Below are 15,103 nucleotides of genomic sequence, written 5' to 3'. Positions count from 1 at the left end.
TCGCATACCGGGAGACGACGCACCCTCCGCGAGCCATGTTCCCCGACGCGCGCGAAGGGTGACTGGACGAGGATGCGATGAGCGACTTTTCAGATTTCCAGCGGGACATTGCCGATGCCGCGCGGGCGACCTTCAAGGCACTGCGGGCGTTGCACCCGGACGAGCATTTCTACGTGTTCGCGCTGTATACGGACAGTGGCGCGATGACGGTGGTGCCGGCGGCCAATTCGATCGAAGGGTTGCGCCGGATCCGCGCGCAACGGGCGATCGCGGACGACGATCCGGCGCCCTGGTATAGGTGGGGTTCTGCCGAATGGGCCTATGAGGCGGCAGAAGCGTCGCCGTTCAATGCGATCTGCGGAAGGCTGGCCGACGAAGTGCTGAGCCCGCAATTTGCGCAGTCGCGGTTCGCGGAGTTCACCCGGCAACTGCACGCCGACATGATCGAAGGATTGCGGCTGCTCGACCGCGAGGGCCTGTTCGGCACGGGCGAGGAGCGGGCGGCGATCACGCTGTTCGTGTCGATCAGCGACGACGACGCAGCCAGGGCGCTGGAAAACGCCTCGGCGAAAGCGCTGAATCCGCCGGCCGTCGCCGACGCATTCCTGCGCCGTTTCGGCTGACCTGCATCGGGATATCGCACGGCGGCCCCGGACGGGCAGCCGCCGCGCACGCGTCATTACGGCTTGGCGCCCACCACGAATTCGAACGTCGCGACGCCGTCGACGCCGCCCGTCACGCGGTCGCCCGGCTGCAGCGCACCGACACCGGCCGGCGTGCCGGTGAAGATCAGGTCGCCGGCCTTCAGCTCGACCGAGCGCGACACGTACGCGATGACATCGGGCACCGCCCAGATCATGTCGGCCAGGTCACCTTGCTGACGCGTGTCGCCGTTGACCGCGAGCCAGATGCGGCCCGCCGCCGGGTGGCCGGTGGCCGATGCCGCGCGCAGTGCGGTCACGGGGCCCGACGCATCGAAACCCTTCGCCCAGTCCCACGGACGGCTCAGCTTCTTCGCTTCGGCCTGCAGGTCGCGGCGCGTGAGGTCGACGCCGACGCCGTAGCCCCACACGTGCGACAGCGCGTCGGCCGGGTCGATCGACCGGCCGTCCTTGCCGATCGCGACGACCAGCTCGATTTCATGATGGAGGTCGTTCGTCAGCGGCGGATAGGCAACCGTGCCGCTGGCCGGGACGATCGCATCGGCCGGTTTCGTGAAGAAAAACGGCGGTTCGCGGTCGGGATCGGCGCCCATTTCACGGGCATGGTCGGCGTAGTTGCGGCCGACGCAAAATACGCGGCGCACCGGAAAGCGCGCGGACGACTGTTCGACTTCGACGGAAGGACGCTCGGCAGCGTCGATGACATAGGCGGACATCGGATGGCCTCGTTCGGTAGGAAGACGGAGGCCGGCGCACGGGCCGGCATGCGTGAAACGATACCCGACGAACGTGCGCCCGGATGCGACGCAACTGCGTTTTACCGGGACAAATCTACGCGTCCGCGGCCGGCGGCGTGTCGTCGCTGTCCGGCAGCGAGGCGTTCGCGTCGCGGTAGGCCTTCGGCGACAGGCCGACCCGCGCGCGGAAGCGCCGCGCGAAATAGCCTTCGTCGCGGAAGCCGACCGAACGCGCGATGTCCGCGATGCGCCGGCTCGTATGGGCCAGCAGCGACTGCGCAAGCGCGATCCGGCGCTCGGTCACGAGATCGGTGAACGTGCTGCCGGTTTCCTTGCGGACCAGGTGCGCGAGGTAGTTCGGCGACAGGAACGCGGCCTCGGCGGTCGCGGCGAGCGTCAGGTCCTCGCGGGTCAGGTTCGCGCGCACGTGGCGCAGCACGCGTGCGAGCGCATCGCGCCGGCCCGCACGCTGGGCGCCGCGCTGCGCGAGCTTGTCGAGCGCGCCCGCGTACTGCGTGCAGACGAGCCCGATCAGCTGCAGCAGGTAGCCGCGCAGCAACGTGGTCGAGCCGAACGTGCGCACGCGATCGGTGTCGAGCATGCACAGCGCGAGGCGGCGCGCTTCGTCATACGAGTCGCCGGTCAGGATGAAATCGAGATGCTCCTGGAAACGGAACGGCGTCAACTCGGGAAAGCGGTGCGCGGGCACGTCCTCGAGATCGAGCGGATCGACGTCGAGATCGGCGCGCAGGAACGCCTGGCTGAAGTTGATCACGATGAAATGCGCGCCTTCCGGATGCGGGATCAGGTGCTCGCGGTGCGGCAGCACGAACGCGAGCGCGCCGCGCGGAAACGGCCGCGTGACGCCGCCGATCCGCTGTTCGGTGTCGCCGCCGAGGTTGAACTGGATCTGGAAATACGCGTGCCGGTGCGGCTCGGTGATTGCCTGGCGCGAGGCCTGGTCGCGGATGTAGAAGTCGAGCCGGTCGCTGCGTTCGGGCATCCCGTACAGGCGCGGCGGGGCGATGGAGGGCATGAAGGATTCTGCTGTTCGTGACGCGGTTGAGCCGCGATGGTACAGCGAACCGGGCGCGACGGGGACGGCCGCGGTCGTGCGGTCAGCCTTGCACGAGCGGCGCGACCCGGCGCCGCAGCTCGGGCACGACCTCGGCGTCGAACCACGGGCGATGCTTGAACCATGCCTGGTTGCGCGGCGACGGATGCGGCAGCGGCAGGACGTCGGGGCCGTATTCGCGCCATGCGCGCACGGTGTCGGTCAGCGTGGCCTTGCGCGCATCGCGCAGGAAATGTCGCTGCGCGTACTGGCCGATCAGCAGCGTCAGCCGGATCGACGGCAGTTCGGCCAGCAGCCGGTCGATCCACAGTTGCGCGCATTCGGGGCGCGGCGGGTTGTCGCCGCTCGCGCCGCGGCCCGGATAGCAGAAACCCATCGGCACGATCGCGAAGCGCGTCTCGTCGTAGAAGGTCTCGGCGTCGACGTCGAGCCAGCCGCGCAGCCGCTTGCCGCTCGCGTCGTCCCACGGGATGCCGCTCGCATGGACGCGCGCGCCCGGCGCCTGCCCGACGATCAGGATGCGCGCGTCGCGATGGGCGCGCACGACGGGGCGCGGGCCGAGCGGCAGGTCGGCTTCGCAGGCACGGCACGCGCGGATTTCGGTGAGCAGCACGTCGAGCGGCGCGCGCGTTCGTTTCGACATCGGTTCTGAGCGGGGGCGGAGTGGCAAGGCGGTGTCGCACGGGCGGCGCAGGCAGGCAGCCGCCGGGCGGCCCGGATCGGCATGGCGCGGCCCGGAAGCACGCGCCTGTCGCACCGCACGGCACGCATCAGGCCCGCGACGGACCCGCTGCGCTGCCTTCGGCGACCGCTGCATCATACAACGCGGTCTGCGCGATCGCCGCGGCGATTCCCGCGTCGTCGTGCGAACCGTCGAGCATGCCCCAGCGCCGGTATTGCGACAGGAACCACTGGCCTTCGCGCGGATCGGGCCGGTTCACGGTGCCGCCGTCGTGAAAGCGGATCGGCAGCGGCGGCGCGGCGAACGGCCCCGCGCCGTAATCGCCGAGCAGGCGCGGCGCGATCAGCCGGGCCGGCACGCCGAGCGCATCGGGCGACGCGAGCCAGTCGGCCGCCTCGCGGCGGTGCGCGGCGCTGTCGAGCCACGCGCACGCATCGACGAGCGTGCGGATCAGCGCGCGCGCGGTGGCCGGATACAGCGCGACGAAATCGCGCCGGGTCGCGAGCACCTTCTCCGGATGATCGGGCCAGATCTCGCTCGTGACGGCGACGGTCCGGCCTGCGCCGCATGCGTCGGCCACCGCGTGCCACGGCTCGCCGGAACAGAAGCCGTCGAGCTCGCCGCTGGCGAGCGCGGCGACCATCTCCGGCGGCGGGATCACGACGCTGCGCACGTCGCGCAGCGGATCGACGTCATGCGACGCGAGCCAGTGGTTCAGCCACATCGCGTGCGTGCCGGTCGGGAACGTCTGCGCCAGGAGCGGCTTGCGGCCGAGCGTCGCGAAGGCGGCGCGCACGCTCGCGGTGTCACGGTACGCGTCGGCGAGCCCGCGCGACAACGTGATCGCCTGGCCGTTGCGGTTCAGCACCATCAGCGCGGCCATGTCGGCCTGCGGGCCGCCGATGCCGAGCTGCAACCCGCAGACGAGCCCGTACAGCGCATGCGCGGCGTCGAGTTCGCCGCTCAACAGCTTGTCGCGCACGGCGGCCCAGGACGGCTGGCGGCTCGGTTCGAGCGTGAGGCCGTGACGCGCGCCGAGGTTCAGGCGCTGCGCGACGATCAGCGGGGCCGCGTCGCTCAGCGCGACGAACCCGAGGCGAAGATGCGCGCGTTCCGGCGCGGCGGGAGGTGAGGTATCCATGGCAGTCATGACTGGGGTGAAGCGTCGAGCAGTTGTCGCGCGACGTCGACGATGCGCAGGCCCTGATCCATCGCACGTTTGCGCAGCGCCGCGTACGCGTCGTGTTCGGACAGCTTGCGCTGGTCCATCAGCACGCGTTTCGCGCGGTCGATCAGCTTGCGCTCCGCGAGTTCGCGCTCGACGTCGGCCAGCCGGCGGCGCAGTGCATCGTCGTGCGAGAAGCGCGCGAGCGCGACTTCGAGAATCGGTGCGAGACGCTCGGCCGACAAGCCTTCGACGAGATACGCGCTGACGCCCGCGCCGACCGCCGCGCGGATCAGTTCCTGGTCGGCGTCGTGGCTGAACATCAGCACGGGGCGCGGTGCGGTCGCGTGCATGACCGCGAGCTGCTCGAGCGTGTCGCGCGATGGCGAATCGGTGTCGATGATCACGACGTCAGGGCGTTGTTCCTCGACGGCCGCCGGCAGGCGCGCGGGCGTCGCGACGTCGTTCAGCATCTCGTAGCCGAGGCGCGCGAGCGCGTCGCCGAGCTCGCCGATCGGCTTGTCGGTGTCGGTGACGAGCAGCACGCGCAGGCGGGCGGACAGGGCAGGCGAACTCATGAGGCGGGCGACAGGGGCAATGGGGCTTCGGTGCAAGTTGCTGACGACGTATGCAGGCCGGACGCGCGGCCGGTGGTGACGGGAACGGGAAGCGGCCGAAGCCGCACGATGTCGGGCATGTCACGCGGCTCTCGAAAACGCCGCTTCGGTGGCGGCGTCCGTGCCTTGCACGGCTGCTTCGCCGATCGCCCCGCCGACGAGGATCACGGCCGGGCTGCCGAGCCGCGCGGCCTCGATGCCGTGTGCGAGCGTGCCGAGCGTGCCGGTCCAGCGGCGTTCGTCGGGCGTGCCGGCCCATTGCACGGCCGCCGCCGGGGTCGACGCGGGCAGCGCGGCGAGCAGGCCCGCCGCAAGGCTGTCGACGCGGCTCATCCCCATGTAGATCGCCAGCGTGGTGCCGGTGGCCGCGAGCCGTGCCCAGTCGGGTTCGCCGTGGTCCTGGCGGTGCGCGGTGACGAACGTGACGCCCTGGCAGTGCTCGCGGTGCGTGAGCGAGATGCCGAGGCTCGCGGCGGCCGCGAATCCCGACGAGATGCCGTTGACGATCTCGACCGGAATCGCGGCTGCGCGCAGCGTCGCGAGTTCTTCGCCGGCGCGCCCGAACAGCAGCGCGTCGCCGCCTTTCACGCGTACCACGTGTGCGCCGCGCAGCGCGTAGCGGCGCATCAGTTTCTCGATGAAGGCCTGCGGCGTGGAGCGGCAGCCGCCGCGCTTGCCGACGCGGATCACGCGCGCCTGCGGGGCGAGTTCGACGATGCCGGGCGCGACGAGATCGTCGAGCAGCAGCACGTCGGCGGCGGCCAGCGCTTTCACGGCCTTCAGCGTGAGGAGATCGGGATCGCCGGGGCCGGCGCCCAGCAGCGTGACTTTGCCAGTCGTCATGTCGTGTTCCTGTGCCGCATCGCGAGCGTGCGGCGGTCTGCTAACGCGTTGTCTGCGCGGCGGCGGCGGGCGGTCGAAACGCACCGGCATCCGGCCGTGCCGCGCACGGGGGGACACCGTTGTCCTGACGGGCCCGCCGTGAAGGGCGGGCAGGGTTTGCGGGGACTGCCCACCGGCGCCGTTGCCGGTGTGATGGATGAGATTGAGCAATATCCGGGCCAACCCGGGCAACACATGGTGGCCGCGTGGCGCGACGCACCGCGCGCCGGCCACACGTATGCAGCCGGCCGCGGCGTGCGGCCGTCCGCAATGCCGCATCGGTGTGCATCGTGCCCCGCCAGCGCGCACCGCGATGTCGCACGGCGACAGTGCTGCAGCGCACCACATCTGTGCCTCGCTGCATCTCGGCGCATCGTGCGTCGTGTGCCGCAGCGGGCCATACCCTCGCCGCGAGCCTTGTACGGCGGGGCTGTGAGCCGGATTTTCGATGACATGGCACGGCGTTTGCGTAAGCTGGTCCGGGCGGATCAATGGCGATTCGCTCGCAGTACCGATTACAGACGCGCCCGGCAACGGGCTTCATGGGCAACGGCGTCCTACGCATCGGGTCTCGACGAGACCGGGTGCGCAGGACGCCGTTTTTCGTTTGGCGGATGACATGACCGACAAAGCTACCCGTATCGATCTCTTCAGCTTCCGCACCGCGCCGATGCGCGCGTTCCACATGACGTGGATGGCGTTCTTCGTGTGCTTCTTCGCATGGTTCGCGTGCGCGCCGCTGATGCCGCTCATCGCGCGCGAATTCCACCTGACCGCGGCGCAGGTCGCCAACATCAACATCGCCGCGGTGGCCGCGACGATCGCCGTGCGGCTGCTGGTCGGCCCGCTGTGCGACCGCTTCGGCCCGCGCCGCGTGTATGTCGGTCTGCTGCTGCTCGGCGCGATCCCGGTGTTCGCGGTGTCGTTCACGCACGACTACCTGTCGTTCCTGATCTGCCGGCTCGGCATCGGCGCGATCGGCGCGGGCTTCGTGATCACGCAGTACCACACGTCGGTGATGTTCGCGCCGAACGTGGTCGGCACCGCGAACGCGACGACGGCCGGCTGGGGCAACGCAGGGGCGGGCGCGACGCAGGCGCTGATGCCGCTGCTCGTCGCCGCCGGCCTGATGCTCGGCTTCGGCGAGGATTCGTCGTGGCGCATGGCGCTGGTCGTGCCGGGCGTGGCGATGCTCGTGATGGCGTGGGCGTACTGGCGCTTCACGCAGGACTGCCCGCAAGGCGACATCGTCGCGCTGCGCAAGGAAGGCGTGACGGTCGACAGTGGCAAGAAGGGGGGCTGGGCGAGCTTCTTCGCCGCGTGCGGCAACTATCGCGTGTGGATGCTGTTCGTCACGTACGGCGCGTGCTTCGGCGTCGAAGTGTTCATCCACAACATCGCCGCGCTGTACTACGTCGATCACTTCAGCCTGTCGTTGAAGGACGCCGGTTTCGCGGTCGGCCTGTTCGGGCTGCTCGCGCTGTTCGCCCGAGCGCTCGGCGGCTGGCTGTCCGACAAGATCGCCGCGCGCCGCAGCCTCGACGTGCGCGCGACGCTGCTGTGCGCACTGATCATCGGCGAAGGGCTCGGGCTGATCTGGTTCTCGCATGCGCAGAGCGTCGGCATCGCGCTCGTCGCGATGGTGACCTTCGGCCTGTTCACGCACATGGCGTGCGGCGCGACCTACGCGCTGGTGCCGTTCATCGACCGCAAGGCGCTCGGCGGCGTCGCCGGGATCGTCGGTGCGGGCGGCAACGTCGGCGCGGTGGCCGCGGCGTTCCTGCTGAAGGGCGTCGGCGACGTCCAGCAGACGCTGAGCATGCTCGGCCTCGCCGTCACCGCCACCGCGCTGTGCGCGATGGCCGTGCGCTTCAGCGAAGAACACAAGGCGCGCGAAGCCGAACTGCGCGACCGCGCGCTGGCCGCCGCCAACGCCGCGAACTGATCGACCGAAGGAATCGTCACCATGAAACTCATCGTCATCGGCCACGGCATGGTCGGCCACAAGCTCCTCGAATGCGTCGCGGCGGAAGCCGGTGCGGCGGGCGCGCTGCAGGTCACCGTGCTCGGCGAGGAGCCGCGTCCGGCCTACGATCGCGTGCACCTGTCGGAATTTTTCTCGGGCAAGTCGGCGGACGACCTGTCGCTCGTCGAACCGGGCTTCTTCGAGCGTCATCCGCAGTTCGACCTGCGCCTGAACGCGCAGGTCGCATCGATCGACCGCGCCGCGCATACGGTCACGCTCGCGTCGGGCGAAACGCTGGCCTACGACAAGCTGGTGCTCGCGACGGGCTCGCGCCCGTTCGTGCCGCCGATGCCGGGGCACGATCGCGCAGGCTGTTTCGTGTACCGGACGATCGAGGATCTCGAAGCGATGCAGGCGTGCGGCACGCACGCGAAGCGCGGCGTCGTGATCGGCGGCGGGCTGCTCGGCCTCGAATGCGCGAAGGCGCTGCGTGACATGGGGCTCGACACGCACGTCGTCGAATTCGCACCGCGGCTGATGGCCGTCCAGGTCGACGACGGCGGCGGCCGGATGCTGCGCGCGAAGATCGAGGCGCTCGGCGTGACCGTGCATACGGGCAAGAACACGCTCGAAATCGTCGACGGTGAGGAGGGTACGCACCGGATGGCGTTCGCCGACGGCACGCACCTCGACGCCGACATGATCGTGTTCTCGGCCGGCATCCGTGCCCGCGACGAACTGGCCCGCGCATGCGGGCTCGACACCGGCCCGCGCGGCGGCGTCGCGATCGACGACGCCTGCCGCACGAGCGATGCCGACATCTATGCGATCGGCGAATGCGCGGCATGGAACGGCATGGTGTATGGCCTCGTCGCGCCCGGCTACGACATGGCGCGTGTGGTCGCGAAGCAGCTCGCCGGTGACGCGAACGACGCAACCGGCGCCGCGTTTGCGGGCGCCGACATGAGCACGAAGCTGAAGCTGATGGGCGTCGACGTCGCGAGCATCGGCGACGCGCACGGCACGACGGCCGGCAGCCGCACCTACCAGTACGCGGACGAGCGCCGCCAGGTCTACAAGAAGCTCGTGGTGTCCGACTGCGGCAAGTTCCTGCACGGCGCGGTGATGGTCGGCGACGCGGCCGAGTACGGCACGCTGCTGCAGATGATGCTGAACCGCATCGAGCTGCCCGAGTCGCCCGAATTCCTGATCCTGCCGTCGTCGGACGGCGTCGCGAAGCCGGCGATCGGCGTCGACGCGCTGCCGGACGGTGCCCAGATCTGCTCGTGCAACAACGTGTCGAAGTCGCAGATCTGCACGGCGGTCGCGGACGGCGCGACGAGCCTCGGCGCGCTGAAGACGTGCACGGGCGCCGGCACGTCGTGCGGCGGCTGCGTGCCGCTCGTCACGCAGATCATGAAGGCCGAGATGAAGAAGCAGGGCCTCGCGGTCAACAACCATCTGTGCGAGCACTTCCCGCATTCGCGCCAGGAGCTGTTCCACCTGATCCGCGTCGAGCGCATCACGACGTTCGACGAACTGCTCGCGAAGCACGGCCACGGGCTCGGCTGCGACGTGTGCAAGCCGGCCGTCGCGGGCATCCTCGCGTCGTGCTTCAACGAATTCGTGCTGAAGAAGGAACATGCGGGGCTGCAGGATTCGAACGACTACTACCTCGCGAACATCCAGCGCGACGGCACGTACTCGGTCGTGCCGCGCATGCCGGGCGGCGAAGTCACGCCGGAAGGGCTGATCGCCGTCGGCCAGGTCGCGAAGAAGTACGGCCTGTACACGAAGATCACGGGCGGCCAGCGCGTCGACCTGTTCGGCGCGCGCGTCGAGCAACTGCCGTCGATCTGGGAGGAGCTGATCGAGGCCGGCTTCGAATCGGGGCACGCGTACGGCAAGGCGCTGCGCACCGTGAAGTCGTGCGTCGGGTCGACGTGGTGTCGCTATGGCGTCGACGATTCGGTCGGCCTCGCGATCGACCTGGAGAATCGCTACAAGGGGCTGCGCGCGCCGCACAAGATCAAGTTCGGCGTATCGGGCTGCACGCGCGAGTGCGCTGAAGCGCAGGGCAAGGACGTCGGCATCATCGCGACCGAAAAAGGCTGGAACCTGTACGTGTGCGGCAACGGCGGGATGAAGCCGCGCCACGCGGAACTGCTCGCGTCCGATCTCGACCGCGCGACGCTGCTGCGCTACATCGACCGTTTCCTGATGTTCTACGTGCGCACGGCCGACCGGTTGCAGCGCACCAGCGTGTGGCGCGACAACCTCGAAGGCGGCCTCGACTACCTGACCGACGTCGTCGTGCACGACCGGCTCGGGATCGGCGCCGAACTCGAAGCCGACATGCAGCACGTGGTCGACACCTACGAGTGCGAATGGAAGAAGGCCGTCACCGATCCCGATACGCGCAAGCGCTTCCGCCACTTCGTGAACAGCGACGCGCCGGACACGACGATCGAATTCGTCGAGACGCGCGGCCAGATCCGGCCCGCGACGCCCGGCGAGCGCGCGGGCGGCAAGCCCGTGCCGATTCCCGTCGTCGCGGAAAGCGCGACGCAAGCCGTGACCGAACCCGCAACCGCCTGACCGATACCCGCATCACTTCAAGGAGCCCATCATGAACGATCGTCTTCCGCTGTCCTGGACCCGCGTGTGCCCGCTCGACGACATCGTGCCGAACACCGGCGTGTGCGCGCTCGTCAACGGCGAGCAGGTCGCGGTATTTCACGTCGCGCATGCCGACGGCGGCGTGTTCGCGATCGACAACGTCGATCCGGTATCGCAGGCGGCCGTGATGTCGCGCGGGCTGATCGGCAGCCTCGGCGAGCGTGTCGTCGTCGCGTCGCCGCTGTACAAGCAGCATTTCGACCTGCGCACCGGCGAATGCCTGGAAGCGCCCGAGCAGTCGGTGAGCGCGTATCCGTCGCGGGTCGAGGACGGCTTCGTGTGGATCGCGGCCTGACCGTCCCGGAGCGCGCATGACCGCCACCCCCGTCAAGAGCGTGTGCCCGTACTGCGGCGTCGGCTGCGGCATGGTGCTGCACGTCGAGGATGGCGAAGTCGTCAAGGTATCCGGCGACTCCGACCATCCGACCAACTTCGGGCGGCTGTGCACGAAGGGTTCGTCGGCGCACGTCGCGCTGCGCCGCTCCGGGCGGCTCGACCGTGCGTTCGTGCGCCGCGCACGCGAGGACGACCTCGTGCCGCTGCCGGCGCGCGACGCGATCGCCGAAACCGCGCGCCGCCTGCGGGCGGTGCTCGATACGCACGGGCCCGACGCGCTGTCGTTCTACGTGTCGGGGCAGATGTCGATCGAGGCGCAATACCTCGTCAACAAGCTCGCGAAGGGCTTCGTCGGCACCAACAACATCGAGTCGAACTCGCGTCTCTGCATGGCGAGCGCGAGCACCGGCTACAAGCAGTCGCTCGGCGCGGACGGCCCGCCCGGGTCGTATCAGGACTTCGATCGCGCGAACCTGTTCTTCGTGATCGGCGCAAACATGGCCGACTGTCACCCGATCCTGTTCCTGCGGATGATGGATCGCGTGAAGGCCGGCGCCAAGCTGATCGTCGTCGATCCGCGCCGCACCGGCACCGCCGACAAGGCCGACCTGTTCCTGCAGATCCGGCCGGGCACCGATCTCGCGCTGACCAACGGGCTGCTGCACCTGCTGCATGCGAACGGCCGCACCGATGCCGCGTTCATCGACGCGTACACGGAAGGCTGGGACGCGATGCCCGCGTTTCTCGCCGACTACACGCCCGAGCGCGTCGCGGCGATCACGGGGCTCGCGGAAGCCGACCTGCGCACGGCCGCGCAATGGATCGGCGACGCGCAGGAGTGGATGAGCTGCTGGACGATGGGGCTCAACCAGAGCACGCACGGCGTGTGGAACACCAACGCGATCTGCAACCTGCATCTTGCAACGGGCAAGCTCTGCCGGCCGGGCAGCGGCCCGTTCTCGCTGACCGGCCAGCCGAACGCGATGGGCGGCCGCGAGATGGGCTACATGGGTCCGGGCTTGCCAGGCCAGCGCTCGGTGCTGTCCGACGACGACCGGCGCTTCGTCGAGCACCTGTGGCGCGTGCCGGCCGGCACGCTGCGCAAGGACACCGGCAAGGGCACGGTCGACCTGTTCGAACGCATGGCGGCCGGCGACATCAAGGCGTGCTGGATCGTCTGCACGAATCCGGTCGCGACCGTGCCGAACCGGCAGAACGTGATCGCCGGGCTGCAGGCCGCGGAACTCGTGATCGCGCAGGACGCGTTCCTCGACACCGAGACCAACCGCTACGCGGACATCCTGCTGCCGGGCGCGCTGTGGGCCGAAGGCGACGGCGTGATGATCAACTCCGAGCGCAACATGACGCTGATGCGTGCGGCGGTCGCGCCGCCCGGCGACGCGCTGCCCGACTGGCGTATCGTCGCGGAAGTCGCGCGCGCGATGGGCTTCGGCGATGCATTCGACTATGCGTCGGCGGCCGACGTGTTCGACGAGATCGTGCGGTTCTCGAATCCGGCGACCGGCTACGACCTGCGCGGCGCGAGCCACGCGGCGCTGCGCGACGGCCCGGTGCAATGGCCGGTCGCGCCGGGCACCGCGCGCGAGCGGCACCCGATCCGCTACCTGAACGACGGCGTGAGCCAGACACGGCGCCCGGCCGCTGACGGCAACGATGCCCCGCGCATCGCGTTCCCGACGCCGTCGGGCAAGGCGCGCTTCTTCGCGCGGCCGCACGTCGATCCGGCCGAGCTGCCCGACGACACGTTCCCGATCGTGCTGAACACCGGGCGGCTGCAGCATCAATGGCACACGATGACGAAGACGGGCAAGGTCGCGATGCTGAACAAGCTGAACCCGCGCCCGTTCGTCGAGCTGCACCCGGACGATGCGAGCGCGCTCGGCATTGCCGCGAAGGACAGCGTCGAGATCCGTTCGGCGCGCGGCCGTGCGGTATTGCCGGCCGTCGTGACCGAACGCGTGCAGCGCGGCAACTGCTTTGCCCCGATGCACTGGAACGACGTGTACGGCGACGACCTGTGCATCAACGCGGTGACGAACGACGCGATCGACCCGGAATCGCAGCAACCCGAACTGAAATATTGCGCGGTCGCGCTGCGGCGCGTCGACACGGACGCGTTCGCATCCGCCGACGACGAAACGGCGCAACCCGATGCATGCGCCGACGACGTGCGGCCCGCGCCGGCGACGGTGCAGGCCACTGCTTCACAGGAATCCGACATGGCAGACATCGACACTTTCGCGGCCGCGCTCGGCGTCGCCGATCTCGCGCCGCCGCCGTTGACCGACACGGAACGGTTGTACGTGGCGGGCCTCGTCAGCGGGCTGAAGGCGAGCGCCGGCCGGCGCGAGGGCAGCGTGCCCGTGCTGCCGGCCGCCGCCCCGCTGACGCCGCCGGTGCGGTTCTGGCTCGACGGGATGCTCGCGGGCCTGTTCAGCCGTTCGCTGCCTGCGCATTCGCCGGTGGCCGCGACGGCCGCGCTGCCGGCCGACGCGGCCGCGTCCGGCGGCGTGCGGATCGTGCGCACGCGCCCGAAGGTCGTGCTGCTGTGGGCGTCGCAGACCGGCAACATCGAATCGCTGACCGAAGATTACGCGACGCAACTGATGAACGCGGGCTTCGAGATTCGCACCGCGTGCATGTCCGACTATCCGATTGCGTCGCTCGCCGGTGCGCAATACGTGCTGCTGATGACGAGCACGTTCGGCGACGGCGATGCACCCGACAACGGTACCGAGTTCTGGGATGCACTGCAGGCCGGCAGTGCCGCGCGCCTCGACGGCGTGCACTTCGCGGTGCTCGCGTTCGGCGATCGCAACTACGACCAGTTCTGCGGCCACGGCCGCCGGCTCGACGCGCGGCTCGCGGAGCTCGGCGCGGCCCGCCTGTGCGCGCGTGTCGATTGCGACGTGGAATTCCAGCGCGACGCCGACCAGTGGCTCGAGCGCGTCGTCGCGCGGATCAAGGAGGCCGATGCCGCGCTGCACGCGGTGCCGTCCGGCGGGATGAGCCCGTCGGGGCTGCTGCCGACGAAGGCGCATCCGGCACCGTCGAAGCTCGTTGCGAACCTGCGGCTGAACCGTCCGGGCGCCGCGAAAGATACGCGCTACGTGTCGTTGTCGACCGAAGGCGCGAACCTCGAATACGAAACCGGCGACGCGCTCGGCGTGTGGCCGACCAACTGCCCGGAGCTGGTCGACGAGCTGCTTTCCGTCACCGCGCTGAAGGCCGATGCGCCGGTGTCGATCGCGGGCGTCGGCGACGTGCGCCTCGGCGATGCGCTCGCGCGTCACTTCGACATCACGCGTCCGCATCCGGACACGCTCGCGTTCATTGCGTCGCGCAGTGCGAACGGCGCGCTGAAATCGCTGCTCGGCGACGAGCGCAAGGGCGACCTGAAGCAATGGCTGTGGGGGCAGCAGCTCGCGGATGTGCTGCACGAATTCCCGGTCGAGCTGTCGGGCACGGAGCTGGTCGGGATGCTGAAGCGCATGCAGCCGCGCCTGTATTCGATCGCGTCGAGCCCGAGCGCGCACCAGGGCGAGATCCACCTGACCGTGTCGGCCGTGCGTTATCACAACGGCCGGCGCGCGCGCAAAGGCGTTGCGTCGACGTTTCTCGCCGATCGCGCGGACGACGGCCGCGTGCCGGTGTTCGTGCAGAAGTCCGCGCATTTCCGGCCGCCGGTGAACGGCGACGTGCCGATCGTGATGGTCGGCCCCGGCACCGGCGTCGCACCGTTCCGCGGCTTCCTGCACGAGCGGCAGGCGCGCGGCGCGCGCGGGCGCAACTGGCTGTTCTTTGGCGAGCAGCATGCGCAGACCGACTTCTACTACGGTGACGAACTGGGCACGATGCACGACAGCGGCTTCCTCACGCGGCTCGATCTCGCGTTCTCGCGCGACCAGGCCGACAAGATCTACGTGCAGGACCGGATGCGCGAGCAGGGCGCGGAACTGTTCGCGTGGCTGGAGGAGGGGGCGCACTTCTACGTGTGCGGCGACGCCGCGCGGATGGCGAAGGACGTCGATACGGCGCTGAAGGCCGTCGTTGCCGAACACGGCGGCATGTCGGACGAGGCCGCGAACGACTACGTCGCGCGGCTTTCGAAGGCACGGCGCTACATGCGCGACGTGTACTGACCGCGGGCGGCGCGGCTTAACGCGGCCCGCCGGCATGCGGGCCCGGCTTCGGCGACGGGTTGGCGTGCGGCGGTCCAGGCCGTCGGGACGGCTGGCGACGGCGAACGCGGCGCGCGTCACGCCGGGCGGCGGGCATCGC

General features: G+C 69.8%; 11 protein-coding genes. 5 read left to right on the top strand and 6 right to left on the bottom strand.

Annotated features, from left to right (window positions below; all coding sequences use genetic code 11):
* Positions 1-77: 77 nt before the first annotated feature.
* A complete protein-coding gene (locus tag BLA15945_RS00605; RefSeq protein WP_059240367.1) occupies positions 78-623 on the top strand; it encodes a DUF4303 domain-containing protein in 546 nt (181 codons plus the stop codon).
* 56 nt (positions 624-679) lie between these two features.
* Here BLA15945_RS00605 and BLA15945_RS00600 read toward each other — a convergent pair whose 3' ends face one another.
* From BLA15945_RS00600 to cobA, 6 genes are all read right to left on the bottom strand, one after another.
* The gene (locus tag BLA15945_RS00600; RefSeq protein WP_059240368.1) at positions 680-1,378 is read right to left on the bottom strand and encodes a fumarylacetoacetate hydrolase family protein; all 699 of its coding nucleotides are present in this window, start codon (positions 1,376-1,378) and stop codon (positions 680-682) included.
* Positions 1,379-1,493: 115 nt separating this feature from the next.
* Positions 1,494-2,435, bottom strand: a complete 942-nt coding sequence (locus BLA15945_RS00595) for a helix-turn-helix transcriptional regulator (RefSeq protein ID WP_059240369.1) — start codon at positions 2,433-2,435, stop codon at positions 1,494-1,496.
* A gap of 82 nt (positions 2,436-2,517) precedes the next feature.
* On the bottom strand, positions 2,518-3,117 hold the full coding sequence (locus tag BLA15945_RS00590) for a uracil-DNA glycosylase family protein (RefSeq protein WP_174991203.1): 600 nt from the start codon (positions 3,115-3,117) through the stop codon (positions 2,518-2,520).
* A 127-nt stretch (positions 3,118-3,244) separates the two neighbouring features.
* Positions 3,245-4,297 (bottom strand): CmpA/NrtA family ABC transporter substrate-binding protein, encoded by a 1,053-nt coding sequence (locus tag BLA15945_RS00585; RefSeq protein ID WP_174991202.1) that lies wholly within the window; start codon positions 4,295-4,297, stop codon positions 3,245-3,247.
* Positions 4,298-4,302: 5 nt separating this feature from the next.
* Positions 4,303-4,899 (bottom strand): ANTAR domain-containing response regulator, encoded by a 597-nt coding sequence (locus BLA15945_RS00580; RefSeq protein ID WP_059240372.1) that lies wholly within the window; start codon positions 4,897-4,899, stop codon positions 4,303-4,305.
* Positions 4,900-5,019: 120 nt separating this feature from the next.
* Positions 5,020-5,781: a uroporphyrinogen-III C-methyltransferase gene (cobA, locus tag BLA15945_RS00575; protein WP_059240373.1), complete on the bottom strand. Its 762-nt coding sequence runs from the start codon at positions 5,779-5,781 to the stop codon at positions 5,020-5,022.
* 658 nt (positions 5,782-6,439) lie between these two features.
* On the opposite strand from cobA, the gene BLA15945_RS00570 reads away from it, so the two are divergent.
* From BLA15945_RS00570 to BLA15945_RS00555, 4 genes are read left to right on the top strand one after another with little or no spacing between them, the layout of a single operon-like run.
* The gene (locus tag BLA15945_RS00570) at positions 6,440-7,765 is read left to right on the top strand and encodes an MFS transporter (protein ID WP_059240374.1); all 1,326 of its coding nucleotides are present in this window, start codon (positions 6,440-6,442) and stop codon (positions 7,763-7,765) included.
* Between the two features lie 21 nt (positions 7,766-7,786).
* A complete protein-coding gene (gene nirB / locus BLA15945_RS00565; protein ID WP_059240375.1) occupies positions 7,787-10,384 on the top strand; it encodes a nitrite reductase large subunit NirB in 2,598 nt (865 codons plus the stop codon).
* 31 nt (positions 10,385-10,415) lie between these two features.
* Positions 10,416-10,760: a nitrite reductase small subunit NirD gene (gene nirD / locus BLA15945_RS00560; protein WP_047903106.1), complete on the top strand. Its 345-nt coding sequence runs from the start codon at positions 10,416-10,418 to the stop codon at positions 10,758-10,760.
* A gap of 16 nt (positions 10,761-10,776) precedes the next feature.
* A complete protein-coding gene (locus tag BLA15945_RS00555; RefSeq protein ID WP_174991201.1) occupies positions 10,777-14,964 on the top strand; it encodes a bifunctional nitrate reductase/sulfite reductase flavoprotein subunit alpha in 4,188 nt (1,395 codons plus the stop codon).
* Positions 14,965-15,103 lie beyond the last annotated feature (139 nt).

Origin of the sequence: Burkholderia arboris (assembly GCF_902499125.1) — a bacterium.
Lineage (GTDB): Bacteria > Pseudomonadota > Gammaproteobacteria > Burkholderiales > Burkholderiaceae > Burkholderia > Burkholderia arboris.
This window is presented reverse-complemented; position numbering and strand designations above follow the sequence as displayed.

Excerpts from the sequence above, each read along its gene's own strand:
- BLA15945_RS00605 (WP_059240367.1), top strand. The coding sequence starts at position 78 with ATGAGCGACTTTTCAGATTTCCAGCGGGACATTGCCGATGCCGCGCGG.
- cobA (WP_059240373.1), bottom strand. The coding sequence starts at position 5,781 with ATGACGACTGGCAAAGTCACGCTGCTGGGCGCCGGCCCCGGCGATCCC.
- BLA15945_RS00580 (WP_059240372.1), bottom strand. The coding sequence starts at position 4,899 with ATGAGTTCGCCTGCCCTGTCCGCCCGCCTGCGCGTGCTGCTCGTCACC.
- BLA15945_RS00570 (WP_059240374.1), top strand. The coding sequence starts at position 6,440 with ATGACCGACAAAGCTACCCGTATCGATCTCTTCAGCTTCCGCACCGCG.
- BLA15945_RS00595 (WP_059240369.1), bottom strand. The coding sequence starts at position 2,435 with ATGCCCTCCATCGCCCCGCCGCGCCTGTACGGGATGCCCGAACGCAGC.
- BLA15945_RS00585 (WP_174991202.1), bottom strand. The coding sequence starts at position 4,297 with ATGGATACCTCACCTCCCGCCGCGCCGGAACGCGCGCATCTTCGCCTC.
- nirB (WP_059240375.1), top strand. The coding sequence starts at position 7,787 with ATGAAACTCATCGTCATCGGCCACGGCATGGTCGGCCACAAGCTCCTC.
- BLA15945_RS00590 (WP_174991203.1), bottom strand. The coding sequence starts at position 3,117 with ATGTCGAAACGAACGCGCGCGCCGCTCGACGTGCTGCTCACCGAAATC.
- BLA15945_RS00555 (WP_174991201.1), top strand. The coding sequence starts at position 10,777 with ATGACCGCCACCCCCGTCAAGAGCGTGTGCCCGTACTGCGGCGTCGGC.
- BLA15945_RS00600 (WP_059240368.1), bottom strand. The coding sequence starts at position 1,378 with ATGTCCGCCTATGTCATCGACGCTGCCGAGCGTCCTTCCGTCGAAGTC.
- nirD (WP_047903106.1), top strand. The coding sequence starts at position 10,416 with ATGAACGATCGTCTTCCGCTGTCCTGGACCCGCGTGTGCCCGCTCGAC.